General features: G+C 62.2%; 12 protein-coding genes and 1 tRNA gene. 6 read left to right on the top strand and 7 right to left on the bottom strand.

What is annotated here, in order from left to right:
* Nucleotides 1-182 precede the first annotated feature (182 nt).
* A tRNA-Val gene (locus MesoLj_RS25035) sits at nucleotides 183-258 on the top strand.
* On the top strand, nucleotides 226-1,041 hold the full coding sequence (locus tag MesoLj_RS25030) for a hypothetical protein (protein ID WP_202322920.1): 816 nt from the start codon (nucleotides 226-228) through the stop codon (nucleotides 1,039-1,041). Before MesoLj_RS25035 ends, MesoLj_RS25030 begins: the two co-directional genes overlap by 33 nt.
* A gap of 65 nt (nucleotides 1,042-1,106) precedes the next feature.
* Here MesoLj_RS25030 and MesoLj_RS25025 read toward each other — a convergent pair whose 3' ends face one another.
* The 5 genes from MesoLj_RS25025 to MesoLj_RS25005 all read right to left on the bottom strand — a co-directional run bounded on the left by MesoLj_RS25025 (nucleotide 1,107) and on the right by MesoLj_RS25005 (nucleotide 6,014).
* On the bottom strand, nucleotides 1,107-1,877 hold the full coding sequence (locus MesoLj_RS25025; protein ID WP_202322919.1) for an SDR family oxidoreductase: 771 nt from the start codon (nucleotides 1,875-1,877) through the stop codon (nucleotides 1,107-1,109).
* Between the two features lie 13 nt (nucleotides 1,878-1,890).
* Nucleotides 1,891-2,886 carry an ABC transporter permease gene (locus MesoLj_RS25020; protein ID WP_065005129.1) on the bottom strand — a complete coding sequence of 332 codons (996 nt, stop codon included), beginning with the start codon at nucleotides 2,884-2,886 and terminating at the stop codon, nucleotides 1,891-1,893.
* Between the two features lie 119 nt (nucleotides 2,887-3,005).
* Nucleotides 3,006-4,046, bottom strand: coding sequence for a sugar ABC transporter substrate-binding protein (locus MesoLj_RS25015; RefSeq protein ID WP_140767861.1), 1,041 nt, complete (start codon nucleotides 4,044-4,046; stop codon nucleotides 3,006-3,008).
* A 40-nt stretch (nucleotides 4,047-4,086) separates the two neighbouring features.
* Nucleotides 4,087-4,851, bottom strand: coding sequence for an ATP-binding cassette domain-containing protein (locus MesoLj_RS25010; protein WP_135864119.1), 765 nt, complete (start codon nucleotides 4,849-4,851; stop codon nucleotides 4,087-4,089).
* Nucleotides 4,848-6,014 (bottom strand): ROK family transcriptional regulator, encoded by a 1,167-nt coding sequence (locus MesoLj_RS25005; protein ID WP_202322918.1) that lies wholly within the window; start codon nucleotides 6,012-6,014, stop codon nucleotides 4,848-4,850. The genes MesoLj_RS25010 and MesoLj_RS25005 overlap by 4 nt, the downstream gene beginning before the upstream one ends.
* A 213-nt stretch (nucleotides 6,015-6,227) precedes the next feature.
* Between MesoLj_RS25005 and MesoLj_RS25000 the strand changes: the two genes are divergently transcribed.
* Both MesoLj_RS25000 and MesoLj_RS24995 read left to right on the top strand, forming a co-directional pair.
* Nucleotides 6,228-7,406, top strand: a complete 1,179-nt coding sequence (locus MesoLj_RS25000; RefSeq protein WP_202322917.1) for a M24 family metallopeptidase — start codon at nucleotides 6,228-6,230, stop codon at nucleotides 7,404-7,406.
* On the top strand, nucleotides 7,393-8,631 hold the full coding sequence (locus MesoLj_RS24995) for a M20 metallopeptidase family protein (RefSeq protein WP_202322916.1): 1,239 nt from the start codon (nucleotides 7,393-7,395) through the stop codon (nucleotides 8,629-8,631). The genes MesoLj_RS25000 and MesoLj_RS24995 overlap by 14 nt, the downstream gene beginning before the upstream one ends.
* A 92-nt stretch (nucleotides 8,632-8,723) precedes the next feature.
* Here MesoLj_RS24995 and MesoLj_RS24990 read toward each other — a convergent pair whose 3' ends face one another.
* Nucleotides 8,724-10,028, bottom strand: a complete 1,305-nt coding sequence (locus MesoLj_RS24990) for a M23 family metallopeptidase (RefSeq protein ID WP_202322915.1) — start codon at nucleotides 10,026-10,028, stop codon at nucleotides 8,724-8,726.
* Nucleotides 10,029-10,332: 304 nt separating this feature from the next.
* On the opposite strand from MesoLj_RS24990, the gene MesoLj_RS24985 reads away from it, so the two are divergent.
* Entirely contained in the window at nucleotides 10,333-11,328 is a 996-nt protein-coding gene (locus MesoLj_RS24985; RefSeq protein WP_202322914.1) for a sterol desaturase family protein, read from the top strand.
* Nucleotides 11,325-12,467 (top strand): GNAT family N-acetyltransferase, encoded by a 1,143-nt coding sequence (locus MesoLj_RS24980; protein ID WP_202322913.1) that lies wholly within the window; start codon nucleotides 11,325-11,327, stop codon nucleotides 12,465-12,467. The genes MesoLj_RS24985 and MesoLj_RS24980 overlap by 4 nt, the downstream gene beginning before the upstream one ends.
* Nucleotides 12,468-12,498: 31 nt before the next feature.
* Here the strand turns inward: MesoLj_RS24980 and MesoLj_RS24975 are convergent, their stop codons facing one another.
* Nucleotides 12,499-12,966 carry a peroxiredoxin gene (locus MesoLj_RS24975; RefSeq protein ID WP_140767855.1) on the bottom strand — a complete coding sequence of 156 codons (468 nt, stop codon included), beginning with the start codon at nucleotides 12,964-12,966 and terminating at the stop codon, nucleotides 12,499-12,501.
* Nucleotides 12,967-12,993: the final 27 nt, after the last annotated feature.

Here is a 12,993-nt window from a genome sequence, read left to right as displayed (position 1 = left end):
TGGGGCGGTGGATAAGGGGTTCGCCTCCGGGTGTCAAGCGCACCAAACCATCATAAACACAAACTGGAGAAGGTTTTTTGACAGCCGCCATTCTGTGGACAAATCCGGCGTGCGAACAGGGCGTCGGCTGTTCATTTGGCCTTGCGAACCCGGTCCCGACCGCTTAAAGGTCCCGCCGGAGCGGGCGATTAGCTCAGTTGGTAGAGCGCTTCGTTTACACCGAAGATGTCGGCGGTTCGAGTCCGTCATCGCCCACCAAATAGCCTTATGGTTTTTATAGGTTATTTCGCATCGTCGGCTGGCCGCTTTTTGCGAAGGGTGCCGCGAAAAGAGACACCGAGCCAAGATTTGAACGTAGATGTGATGCGTTTTTGGATATTCCCTGTTCGTCTCAACATCGTGGTGTCGCTGGTCGGATGTCTGTTGGTGGCGGGCTGCTTCGACGTGAAGCAGGATCTGGCATTCCGGCGCGATGGGACCGCGACGGCCAATATCCGGATAGCGGTGGATTCCTCACTACTGGCGATGGCCAAGAACGCGACCGGCAAATGGTGCAGGACCGACAAGCTGTTGTCGTCGCCGGGCATAACCGGAACCGCCGAGCAGAAAACCGAGGGCCGCGATGAGGTCTGCTCGCTGTTTTTCTCCGGCAAGACGGACGATCTCGTCGCGGCTCTTTCGAACGCCAGTGTCGGAGGAGACAAGAAGCAAGGCGTGCAGCTCAATCGAGTAGGGGACAATTACGAATTCGTCGTCAATTTCCCCAGTCTCAAGCCAACCGACAAGTATGACGACGATCCGATGGCGCAAGGGCTGCAGACCCTCATATTGGCGAAGATGTCAGGCAGGCATATCGCATGGACGGTGACGGCTCCGCGCATCATCGAGACAAGCGGCACGATATCGGATGACGGACGCACGGCATCCTATTCTCGACCGCTTGCATCGGCATTTTCCAGTGATCGGCCGACGACATTTCGCGCCGTGTTCTCGCTGGAGCCGCCCGGAATGCTCGAACAACTGTTCAACTGGTTTCGGTAAGCCTTTGCAGGAAGCCGCGGAACGGCGACGGAAAGAGCGGCGACTTTCCGTCTAAGGTTTACGGATCACGGCGGCGCCATCCGGAAATCCTTGCCCTCGGGCAGCAACTGCCCGCCGTCGACGACGATGGTCGTGCCGGTGATGTAGCTGGCATCGTCCGAGGCCAGGAACAGGAAGGCATTGGCGACGTCGCGCGGACTGCCGAGGCGGCCGAGCGGGATGGAATCCTCCATGTTCTTGATATAGGCGGCGCCGCGATGCTGCTGGATGGCCTCTGTGAGGATATTGCCGGGCTCGACGCCGTTGACGGTGATGCCGTAGCCGGAGAATTCCAGCGCCGCTGCCCGGATGAAGCCGTTGATGCCGGCCTTGCTGGCCGAATAATGGCCATGGCCGGGACTGGTCACGTGCGGGCCGGTGATGGACGAGGTGTAGAGCATGCGCCCGGAGCGCTGCGCCTTCATTGGCACCAGTGCCGCGCGGCTGGCGTTGAACGTGCCGCGCAGATTGACGGCCATCACGCGGTCCCAGTCGTCGGCGCTGGTGTTTTCGATCAGCTGCCAGGGATAGATGCCGGCATTCTGCACGATGATGTCGAGGCGGCCGTGATGCTTCAGTGCCAGTGCCACCGCGGCCTCCGCGTCGGCCATTTGCGAGATGTCGGTGCGGATGAAGGGCACGCCCAGTTCGTCGGCTGTCGCTTGCCCGGCCTCGGCCTCGGTGTCGGCGAGTACCAGACTTGCGCCTTCTGCGGCGAAGCGTAGCGCGATTCCCTTGCCGATGCCGCGCGCGCTGCCGACGATCAGCGCCACCTTGTCCTTCAATCTTCCGGTCATGCGAGTCGTCCTGTCATGCGAGTCTCTGGCGAATGGTTTGCTTGAATGCGTCGAGCAGCACCGCGGCCAGCACCAGCAGGCCATGGATGACCTGGGTGAAGTTGGCCGGCAGTCCCATCAGGTTGATCGCCGTGTTGATGGCCGAGAGCAGGAGCACGCCGGCATAGACGCCGGGCAAGGTGCCGACGCCGCCCTTCAGGCTGACGCCGCCGATGACGACCGCGGCAAAGGCGTTGAACAGCAGCCCGACGCCGAGATTTGCCGTGGCGCCCGAGGTGCGGATCGCCAGCAGCCAACCGGCGAGGCCGGCGATGGCGCCGGCAAGCACGAAGGCGATGATGAGGTTGCGGTTGACCCGGATGCCGGCGCGGAAGGTCGCCGTCTCGTTGCCGCCGATCATCACGAGGTGCCTGCCGAACGGCGTCTTGGCCATGATCAGCGAGAAGACGACGAAACAGGCGATTGCGATCCAAGCGGTCAGCGGCAGGCCGATCAGCCGCTGGATGCCGAACCAGCGGATGGCGGGTGCCAAATCCTGAGCCGAGCGGCCGCCCGAAATGACCAGCACCAGGCCGCGCACCCAGATGTAGGACGCCAGCGTTATGATGAAGGCGCTCATCTTGACCTTGACGACCAGAAACCCGTTGAAGGCGCCGATGAGACCGCCGACGGCCAGAGCCAGCAGCAGCGACACCGGAACCATCAGCCATTCCGGGTGCAATTGGATGCCAAGGCCGATGCCGGACGAGCAGAACAGGATGCCCACCGCCATGGCACTGAGCGCCGCGACGGATTCGACCGACAGATCCATGTGGCCGGCGATGATGACCAGCGCCAGGCCGATCGACATGACGCCGAGCACGCTCGAGGCCTCGATGATGTTGGCGAAGATGCCGAGCTGGAAATAGTTCGGGATGAAGATGGAGAAGACCACCAGCACGAAGACCAGCATGAACCAGACAAGGTTGTCGAGGACGAACTCCAGGGCTTGGCGGGTGCGGGGGTTCATGAGCTGATCCGGCTGGCGCATGAACCCCGAAAACTCGATTTCGGCGGCGATCTTGCGCGGATTGATGTTGCGGAGAGGCGGCTCCGGACCAATTGGTCCGGAGCGCTTAGGCGACCGGCCTATTCGACCGGTTTGACGGTATCCGTCGGCGCCTTCTGGTTGCCCCAGAAGGCCGGATTGTCGACGTTTTCCTTGGTGATGGCGGCACCCGGGATCTTGATGTTCGGCCCCCACGCCTCTTTGGTCACTGTCGATTTCAGGCCCAGCACGTCATATTCACCGGGCTTGATCTCCTGCTTGTTGGCGACCTTGTCCATGAACATGGCGACGGCCGCGGCCTGCGCGTAGAGCGGCTGCTCGACTTCGACGTTGAGCCAACCCTTGCGTATCAGGTCGAGGCCGACCGGCGCGCCATTCGAGCTCATCAGCATGACGTCGCCCGGCTTTTTGCCGGCGGCCTCGAGCGAGGCGACGGCGGCGACCGAGAGATGCGCGGCATGGCTGAAGATCAGGTCGATGTCGGGGTTGGCCAGCATCTGGTCGGCGACGATGGTGCCGGCGTTGCTGGCTTCCCACTGCATGGCAGGCAGCGAGATGATCTTGACGTCCGGGAACGCCTTCATCTTCTCCTCGAAACCCTTCTGGATGTCGAGCGTGTAGGGATCGCCGGGATCGCCGAGCACCTGCAGCACCTTGCCCTTCACCGATCCGTTCTTCGCCTTAAGCAGCTTCTCCGCCTGGTCGGCGGCGATATGGCCGATCTCGACGGTACCCGCCACCGAGGTGAAGTCGGAAGGCGTCGACGTGATCTGGCGGTCGAACTCGACCACCGGGATGCCGGCGGCGCGTGCGGCCTCGATGGACGGCTTCAGTGCGTTGAAATCGACAGCCGCCAGGATGATCGCCTTTGGCTTCAGCGCGATGACGTCGTTCATCTGCGATTGCTGGGCGTCGGTCTTGTTGTCGGCGTTCAGCGTCTTTATCTCGTAGCCGACCTGTTTCAGGAACAGCTCCAGCGCGGTCACCGAGCCGGTCTGGAACTCGTCCAGCAATGTCGGCACCATATAGTAGACGGTTCCCTTGGACTGGGCGAATGCCGGCGTGAGCGTGGCAAAGGCCAGTGCCAGGATACCGAAGACAGCAAGAAGTATTCGCTTCATGTCGTTCGCTCCTGTTGAGCCGGACCCCTCTTTTTGTCCCTCAGCCAGCCGGTCCGGCACCGGCAAGCGTCTCGCCGGTGATCATGTTGATCACCGCATCGGGACTTGTTTTGTTTCTGGCGACATCGCCGGCCACGACCCCTTGCCGGATCACCACGATCCGGTCGGCGACCTGAAAAGCCTGCTGCATGATATGGGTGATGATGACGACGCCGATGCCCTGGCTCGCCACCTGGCGGATCATGTCGAGACCGCGCCGCGTCTGTTCGACGCCCAGCGCCGCGAACGGCTCGTCGAGAAGCACCAGCTTGCCGCCCCAATGCACGAAGCGGTTGAGTTCGATCGCTTGCCTTTGGCCGCCCGACAGATGCTCTACATTGGTGCGCAGTGATGGAATGCGGGTGCCCGCACTTGCCAGAGCCTTGCCGACGACGGCCTCCATGGCGCGCTCGTCGAGCACGGGAATGCCGAGGACCTTCCTGGTGATCTCACGGCCCATGAAGAAATTCGCCACCACGTCGACATTGGTGCACAGCGACAGGTCCTGGTAGACGGTTTCAATGCCCGCCGCCTTCGCCTCGGCCGGCGATCTGGCAAGAAACTCCTTGCCCTCGAACAGCATGCGGCCGGAGGTCGGCTCCAGCCCGCCGGCGATGATCTTGACCAGTGTCGATTTGCCGGCGCCATTATCGCCGAGCAGCGCCACGACCTCACCCTTGCCGATGGAGAAACTGATCCCCTTGAGCGCTTCGATCGCGCCGTAGTTCTTGGTGACGTTGTCGAGTACCAGCAGCGGTTCGCTCATGCGGCGATCTCCTTGGCCGCGAGGAGATCGCGGCCGCGTTCGCGCTCGGCCGTGAACATCTGGCCGAAGCGGGGCGACAAAACCCCGGAAACCGCGAGGGCGGCGGCACCGCGCAATACCGAATGTTGCCCGCCGCGTGCGACCATGACCCGGGGCGTCGTGCGGTCCTTGCGCGCGGAAACGGAGTTGTGGAGACCGTCGGTCGAGCCAGCCAGCCGTTCGAGCAGGTCGGTGGATGCCAGCCCGCCGAGGATGACCGTTTCGGGGTCGAAGAGATTCTCGATGACGGCAATGGCATTGTGAAAGATCGGTGCGACTTCCGCGACCCAATCGGCCTCGGTGCCATTCCAGCGCCGGAGCGCCTCGAGCGAGAGGTATCTTTCGAGACAACCCCGGTTACCGCAGGGACAGGCCTCGCCGCCGGGAACGACAGGGATGTGCCCGACCTCGCCGGCATTTCCCCAGGCGCCACGCAGCGGGCTGCCGTCATGAACCATGACGCCGCCAAGGCCGACGCCGAAATAGAGGTAGTAATATTCAGAGAATTGAGCGCCGAGGCCGTAGAGCCGCTCGCCCATGGCTGCCGCCGCCATGTCGGTTTCGAAGAAGGCCGGCAGCCCGGTCGAGGCCGCCAGCCGCTCGCGCAGCGCCACATCCTTCCAGCCGGTCATGGTGGTCGGGCCGACAAAACTCATGGATTCGACGCCGAATGGTCCGGGCAGGGCCAGGCCGACCCCAAGCACCCGTCCTCCGGCCCGCAACCTGGTCAATTCAATCACCATCGCGCCGATCAGGTCGAAGGCATGGTCCGGTGTCGCGTTCGGGGCCTCGCGATAGGCGCTCTCGATCACGTCGCCGCTCAGATTGATCAAGGCGGCATTGATGCCGAGCGGGGTGATGTGGATGCCGACGGCATAGCCGCCCTCGGGATTGATCCGCAGCGTCGCAGGGGGCAGGCCGCGCCCCTTCGGCTCTTCGCGCACCGAGAGGATGTAGCCCTGTTCTTCCAATTCACGAACGATGGTCGAGACCGTTTGGACGGTAAGGCCGACGCGGTTGGCGATCTCGCCACGGGCGATCGGTCCATGAAGGCGGATGGACTCAAGCACGATGCGCCGGTTGTACGGCCGCCCGAACTCCTGATTGGTCCCCCGCAATGCCATGCCTTGCGCCCTCGGTTGACACGAGGTTGGCACCAAAGATTTATTCAGTCAAATGGAATTCAAAAATAAATTAAAGCGGCATCCCAAGCTCCCGGTGGGTGTAGGTCGTATCCGGCCTAGGACCTGTTCACCTGTCGCCCTTGGCCGATTGCCGTCACGGCAAAACGCTTCAATGGTGAGCCTCGCAACCGTTGAAGAGAGCATGGAGCAAAGATGATCGAACTGCCGTTTGCCCGCGACGAATACCAGCAGCGGCTTCGCAAGATCCGCACCGAGATGGCGAGGCGCGGTCTCGAGCTTCTTGTCGTCAACGACGTTGCCAACCAGCATTACATCACCGGCTATGATGGCTGGTCATTCTACACGCCGCAGGTGGTGCTGGTTCCCTTGGAAGAGGTCGAGCCGGTCTGGATCGGGCGCGCCATGGATGCGGCCGGTGGTCTTCTGACGGCATGGATGAAGCCCGAGAACGTGGTTGGCTTCCCGGAAGATCATGTTCAGCGGGCCGATCGCCATCCCATGGACTGGATCGCGAACTGGATCGCCGCCAAGGGATGGGGTGTCAGACATATCGGCATCGAGCTCGAAGCCTATTATTTTTCGCCAAAGGCACATGCCAGGCTCGTCGCCGGCCTTCCCAACGCCAAATGGCACGATGCCGACCTTCTGGTGAACTGGATCCGCGCGGTCAAATCGGCATCCGAGATCGCCTATCTGCGCAAGGCATCGACCCTGGCCGAAGCGGCGGTGGCACGGGCCTTCGAGGTGATCGCGCCTGGTGTGCGCGAGTGCGATGCCATCGCTTCCATCCAGGCGGCGCAGATCGCCGGCAGCCCGGATTTCGCGGGCGACATCACCGCTCTTCCGCCGACCATCCTCGGCGGCGAGAATGCCTCGGCCCCGCACATCATGTGGAGCGACCGGCGGTTTGGAGACAACGAGACGATTGCGCTGGAACTTGCCGGTGTCTGCCGCCGCTATGCGGCCGGGCTGGCAAGAACGATGCAGCTCGGCAAGACGCCGACGCGTGTCTCGGACACGGCGAAGGCGGTGATCGAGGGCATGGACGCGGTTCTCGATGCGGTCAGGCCGGGAACGTCGGCCGAAGCGGTCGAGGATGCGTGGCGCAAGGTCATCCAGCGCTACGGATTGAAGAAGGAATCGCGCATCGGCTATTCGATCGGCGTTGCCTATCCGCCGGATTGGGGCGAGCACACGATCAGCCTCAGGCCCGGCGACAAGACGATACTTCAACCCGGCAACGTCCTTCATTCCATCCTCGGCATGTGGATGGATGGCTGGGGCATCGAGGTCTCCGAGACCATCCTGGTGACCGAAACCGGCCATGAGACCCTGACGAAGTTCCCGCGAGAGATCCATGTCAGATCCTGAGGGTTCGGCCATGGCAGGCGATGTTGCCGGTCCCGGCGCAGTCGATATCGACGCCGGGCTTCTCGATCGCATGATCGAGATACGGCGCCATTTGCACCGCAATCCCGAACTGTCGAACCGCGAGGCCAACACGCAGCGTTATCTCAGGCAGATGCTGGCCGGCGAGGGAATGTCAGATATTCGCGATGTCGCGGGCTTCGGCCTGGCCGTCGATATTGTCGGCACCGGCAAGCCGTCAAATCGAAAGATCGCCATTCGCGCCGATATCGATGCCTTGCCGATCGAAGAAGAGTCCGGCGTCGATTATGCCTCGACCAATCCCGGTGTGATGCATGCGTGCGGCCACGACGCCCACGCATCGATGGGTTTCACGGTTGCCGCGCACCTCCATAAATCAAGGGCCGATTTTGGCGGCACCGTGCGTCTCATCTTCCAGCCGGCCGAGGAGGACTCGCCCTCGGGCGGCAAACGTGTGGTGGAGGAGGGGCTGCTCGACGATATCGACGCCGCGATCTGCCTTCACGTCGATCCGTATACGCCATCAGGCAAGATCGCGGTCCGCTCGGGCCCCTACACGCTGGCCTGCGATACGTTCGACGCCGTCGTGATCGGCGAGGCGGCCCATGCGGCAAAGCCCTATGAGGGCATCGATGCGGTCGCCGTTGCCTGCTCCATGGTGAGCGAATTGCAGAAGATCGTCTCGCGCGAGATTGATCCCTACGATCCGCTGGTCATTTCAGTCACCGGTATCAATGGCGGCAGCGCCTACAATGTGATCGCCGGCAAGGTCACTTTGAAAGGGACCATCCGCAGCGGCAGCGATGCAACCCGCGAACGGGCCTGGCGGCGTGTTCGCGAAATACTGGAGGGCATGGCGGCCAGCCACGGCGCCAGTGTAGAGCTTGCCATCCACAAGGGCGAACCGGGGGTCGTCAACGACGGCGAGATGGCCGAACTGATTGCCGCCAGCGGCAGGGCTTGCATCGGCGTCGACAATGTCCTCAACACGCCCGGATGGACCATTGCCGACGATTTTGGCTACTACAGCGAGAAGCGCCCATCGGTCTATTTCCGGCTCGGAATCCGTAACGAGCAGGTCGGGTCGGTCTTTCCGCTTCACCATCCCAAATTTCGCGTTGACGAGGCCGCCTTGAAGATTGGTGCGGCCACGCTGGTTGCGGCGTGTACCAGGTTTCTGTCCACGCAGCCGGGATGCACAGACTGATCAGGCGATCCAAGGGCGGTTCATGCATGGTTTGCATGAGGGCCCTTGAAATGCATGTTCAATATTGCTGATCCAGCCCGGGCTGGCGCGCCTCAGAGATACTGGGCAACCTTCTTGCCGACGGTGAGGAAGCGCAGGGGATCGATCGCTTCGCCATTGTGGCGCACCTCGTAGTGCAGATGCGGGCCGGTCGAGCGGCCGCTGCTGCCGGTCTTGCCGACGATGGCGCCGGCGTCCAGCTTCTCGCCCACGGTCACGTCGATTTCGCTCAGATGTCCGTAGCGGGTGGCAAAACCATTGCCGTGGTCGACTTCCACCATGCGGCCATAGCCTCCGTTCCAGCCGGCCTTCGTGACAATGCCGGGCGCCGTGACCTTGGCCGCCATGCCGATGGGAGCCCGGAAGTCCATTCCCGAATGCAGCGCGGCAGTGCCGAGGATAGGATCGGTGCGCACGCCGAACGGACTGGTGACGGAGTGGCCAGGGGCGGGGTTGGCAAGCGGCAGCCGGCGCGCTTCCTTCTTTAATTGATCAAGCGTATCCAGGGCTTCGTCCAGTTCCTTGACCTTGCTGTCGAAGATCATCGAACTGTCGAGCGGGATCAGCGGGCCGCCGACATCACTCTCGTTCTTGCCGAAATCGCTGTCGACCGGCAGCCCGGCCGCCGCCAGCGCCTGCTGGATGGCATCCGCGCTCTTGTAGGCATTGTCGGCGAGCGTGCTGATGCGCGTGAGTTGTTCGTTCTCGATGGATTTCAGCGACTGGTTGATCGAAACGAACAGCTTGTCCGCGCGATCTGCTGCGGAATCGCTGGGCAGTGGATCGGTACGGGTCGACCACAGGGAGAACGGCCTGGTGTCGGCGGCACCCAGGTCCACGCCCAGGCTGGCGACCACGTAGCTCGGCGCCGGCTGGTTGATGCTGCCAGTCACTTCGGCGTGCTTGTCGGGCTTGGCAGCTGCTGCGGGATCCTCGGCGGGCTCCGTTCCGACCTCATTCTCAGCGCGTTCGAGCAGCGGGCCGAGACGGCCGTGCCGCTGGCTGAGCTGTGTCTGGCGTTCAAGCAGTTCGCTGACCTTGGTTTCCATCAGCTGCTGGTCGAGCAACTGGCGGCTGGTGATGCGGTCGACCTGGGCGCGAAGCGCCGAGATGCGGTCTTCATAGGCCTGCTGCATGCGCGCCTGGCGCGCGGTGGTGGCGCCGATCAGGTCGTCGCGCAGCACGAGATAGGAGGTGGCCAGCAGGTAGCCGATGGCAATGGCGGCGAATGCTGAACCGATGAATGCCGCGAGCCAGGGCCGGATCGTGAAATGCCTGATCTCGTTGCCGCGCGCGATGATTATCGTGTGAGGTTCCTTGCGCCTGCCGAAGACTGCGGACTGACCGGTTGCGTTCACGGGACCAAGCTTTCGTTTACGACATCACGACGCCCTGACTACACATTATTAAGGTTAACAAAGCTTTGCGGGATTGAATGTGCGGCGACGAATGCACGCGGAGCGGGCGGGAGGTTGCATGAAAGCCGCCAAGTTGAGGCCCCGGTGTCGCGAAATCCCTGGCAATCGTCACCAATGTGCTGGCAGGACAAGCGATTGTCGCTCGCGCGTTAGAGGTTAGTTTCTTAACCGTCTTCGATTGCTTTTAGTTGACGGTTTTCGAGTAAAAGCGTGCCGGGATTTGGGATTCATTATGGTTATGGGAATGCTGAGCGATCTGGTTGGCAAGATCCTCGACAAGATTTCGGGCACTGGTCTGCTGGCGATGGGGCTTTTGCTGCTGACTGCCTTTGTCAGCGCGCTCGTGGCCTATTGGCGCACGGTCGAGAATAAGAGCTGGAAGGAGTTTTTCGAGTTCGCCATCCCGCACGAGGTCATCACCCATCCCTCGGCGAAGGCCGATCTGCTGTTCTGGGTGACGAAGAAGGCCCTGATGCCCTTCCTGATGCTGCCTGCCGGCATTGTCTTCGTCACCGCGGTTGGCTACGCGACCAATTGGCTGTTTTCGACACTCTTCCAGTTCCAGCCGCCTCTGATCGAGGGGCCGGCCGGGCCGGTGACGGTGCTGGTCTTCACCATCACCATGCTGCTTGCCTACGACATTTCCTATTATCTCTATCACGTCGCCCAGCATCGCTATCCGCTGCTTTGGGAGTTGCACAAGGTGCATCACTCGGCCGAGGTGATGGTCGGGATCACCAAGGATCGGGTCCACCCGCTCGACGAACTGATGAATCGGGCCTGGGACGGCCTCATCGTCGGCATCTGCTTCGGCATCTGGTCGCTGATTTCGCTGAACCTTGTCGAACTGACCGTCTTTGGCGTGAACGTCTATGTCATGCGCAACATCCTGATGATGGATTTCGTCAGGCACACGCATTTCAAGATCTCATTCGGCCCGCTCAACAATGTGATCCTGTGTCCTCATTGGCACCAGTTGCATCACAGCACCGATCCACGCCACTACGACAAGAATTTCGGCCTGCTGTTCTCGTTCTGGGATCGGCTGTTCGGAACATTGTGCGTGCCGAAGCCCGACGAGGACTTCAAGTTCGGACTGATTGACCGCGATGTGCGCGATTATCAGTCGCTCGCCGGCCTCTATGTCATGCCGCTGAAGCGGATGTGGAGACACATCGCCAGGCGCATGCGACCTGGAAAACCAAGGACCTCACGATCATCTGAAGGGACACGGCCATGAACGCTCCTTTCGTGCTCGCCATCCCGCGGACACGCACCTTCGAAGTCGTGACATCGGCGGAGCGGCTGGCCGAGATCACGCCGGCCTGGAGCGCACTTTGGCGGCGCGTCGGCGGGCTGGTCTTCCAGCACCCGGAATGGATCGCGGCCTGGTGGCGCACGACGCCGCAGCAGGAACTGCGCACGCTCAGGATCGGACTGGCCTGGAACGGCGACCGGCTCGATGGCGTGATTGCGCTCGCCACTTTCAAGCGCTCCGGCATCCGTATGCTCGAATGGGCGGCGAAGGATCACAGCGACTATGGCGACGCGCTGCTGGCCCCCGACTGTGATCCGCAGGTGCTCTCCCGGCTCTGGCAGTATGTTCTTGATCAGGGTGGCTTCGACCTGATCTATCTCAACCGTCTGCTGCCGGATGCCGGTGTTGGTGCTCTGCTGGACCCGGCCTCGCGCCACTGCAAGGCACTACGGCCCAACCACCGCAGTGAAATCAGCTACCGTGTCGCCGGTTCCTGGCAGGGTGGGGCGAAATGGTTCGAGACGCTGTCCAAGAAGGCCCGGCAGAACTACCGTCGCGGCCGCAAGTTCATGGAGGAAGGCGGGGAATTGCGTTTCCGCCTGCTGGATGCGGACGAGCCGCGCGAGCCTGTGCTCGCGCGGGTTGCGGCGCTGAAGCGCCTCTGGCTCGCCCGGCATGGCCGCGTCTCGGACCTGTTCGACGAGGGCTCGCCCGTTCTCGCCGCGCTTGTTTCCGTGCTGGCCGAACTCGGGCTGTTGCGCATCTTCGTGCTGGAGCTTGACGGCACGACTATCGCCGTCTCCATCAATTTCGAGCAGCACGGCACGATGATGGCTTTCGTCACCACCTACGATCCCGAATACGAGCGCGCCTCGCCGGGCATGGTGTTGATGATGGACTATATCCAGTGGTCGCTCGACCGCGGCTTGGCCAAGGTTGATTTTCTCTGCGGCGGCGAGGACTTCAAGCGCCGCTTTGCCACGGAATCAGTAACGCTGTGGTCGATGATGGGCGCGCGCGGTCTGCGCGGCCATCTCGCCGCGCTGGCCGATCATGCGAACCATGTTGCGAAATCCTGGCGGGAGCGGCGGCAGCCGAAGGCGGAAACACCCGACGAGTAAGGCCGGCTCATGTGAACGTGGCATCGCGCGCTCAAAGCGCGCGAACGGCTTCCAGCACTTCCTCGGCATGGCCCTTGACCCGGACCTTGCGCCAGATCCTGGCGATCCGCCCGTCGCGGCCGATCAGGAATGTCGCGCGCTCGACGCCCATGTATTTGCGGCCATACATCGATTTCTCGACCCAGAGATGGTAGGCTTCGATCACCTTGCGTTCCTCGTCGGCGGCGAGATCGATGGTGAGATTGTATTTCGACTTGAACTTGTCATGCTTCTTGACGGGATCGGGCGACAGGCCGATCACGACGGCACCGGCCTTCTCGAAGTCCGGCTTCAGCTGTGAAAAGCTGATCGCCTCCTGCGTGCAGCTTGTGGTGTCGTCCTGCGGATAGAAGTAGAGCACCACGGGTTTGCCGGCCGACGCGGCCAGGCTGAGCGAACCGCCGCCATCTCGCGGCAGGTCGAATTGCGGCGCAAGATCGCCCACGTCGAGGTCAGCCATATCGATGCCCTTGTTTGAGGTTACGCG

The sequence above is a fragment of the Mesorhizobium sp. 113-3-9 genome (assembly GCF_016756515.1).
In the GTDB taxonomy this organism is placed as follows: Bacteria; Pseudomonadota; Alphaproteobacteria; order Rhizobiales; family Rhizobiaceae; genus Mesorhizobium.
The sequence above is the reverse complement of the archived record's forward strand: the minus strand, read 5'-3'. Positions and strand labels throughout refer to the sequence as shown.

Coding starts and splice junctions, on each gene's coding strand:
- MesoLj_RS25030 (WP_202322920.1), top strand. CDS start 226: ATGTCGGCGGTTCGAGTCCGTCATCGCCCACCAAATAGCCTTATGGTT.
- MesoLj_RS25005 (WP_202322918.1), bottom strand. CDS start 6,014: ATGGCATTGCGGGGGACCAATCAGGAGTTCGGGCGGCCGTACAACCGG.
- MesoLj_RS25015 (WP_140767861.1), bottom strand. CDS start 4,046: ATGAAGCGAATACTTCTTGCTGTCTTCGGTATCCTGGCACTGGCCTTT.
- MesoLj_RS25010 (WP_135864119.1), bottom strand. CDS start 4,851: ATGAGCGAACCGCTGCTGGTACTCGACAACGTCACCAAGAACTACGGC.
- MesoLj_RS24995 (WP_202322916.1), top strand. CDS start 7,393: ATGTCAGATCCTGAGGGTTCGGCCATGGCAGGCGATGTTGCCGGTCCC.
- MesoLj_RS24980 (WP_202322913.1), top strand. CDS start 11,325: ATGAACGCTCCTTTCGTGCTCGCCATCCCGCGGACACGCACCTTCGAA.
- MesoLj_RS25025 (WP_202322919.1), bottom strand. CDS start 1,877: ATGACCGGAAGATTGAAGGACAAGGTGGCGCTGATCGTCGGCAGCGCG.
- MesoLj_RS24975 (WP_140767855.1), bottom strand. CDS start 12,966: ATGGCTGACCTCGACGTGGGCGATCTTGCGCCGCAATTCGACCTGCCG.
- MesoLj_RS24985 (WP_202322914.1), top strand. CDS start 10,333: ATGCTGAGCGATCTGGTTGGCAAGATCCTCGACAAGATTTCGGGCACT.
- MesoLj_RS25000 (WP_202322917.1), top strand. CDS start 6,228: ATGATCGAACTGCCGTTTGCCCGCGACGAATACCAGCAGCGGCTTCGC.
- MesoLj_RS25020 (WP_065005129.1), bottom strand. CDS start 2,886: ATGAACCCCCGCACCCGCCAAGCCCTGGAGTTCGTCCTCGACAACCTT.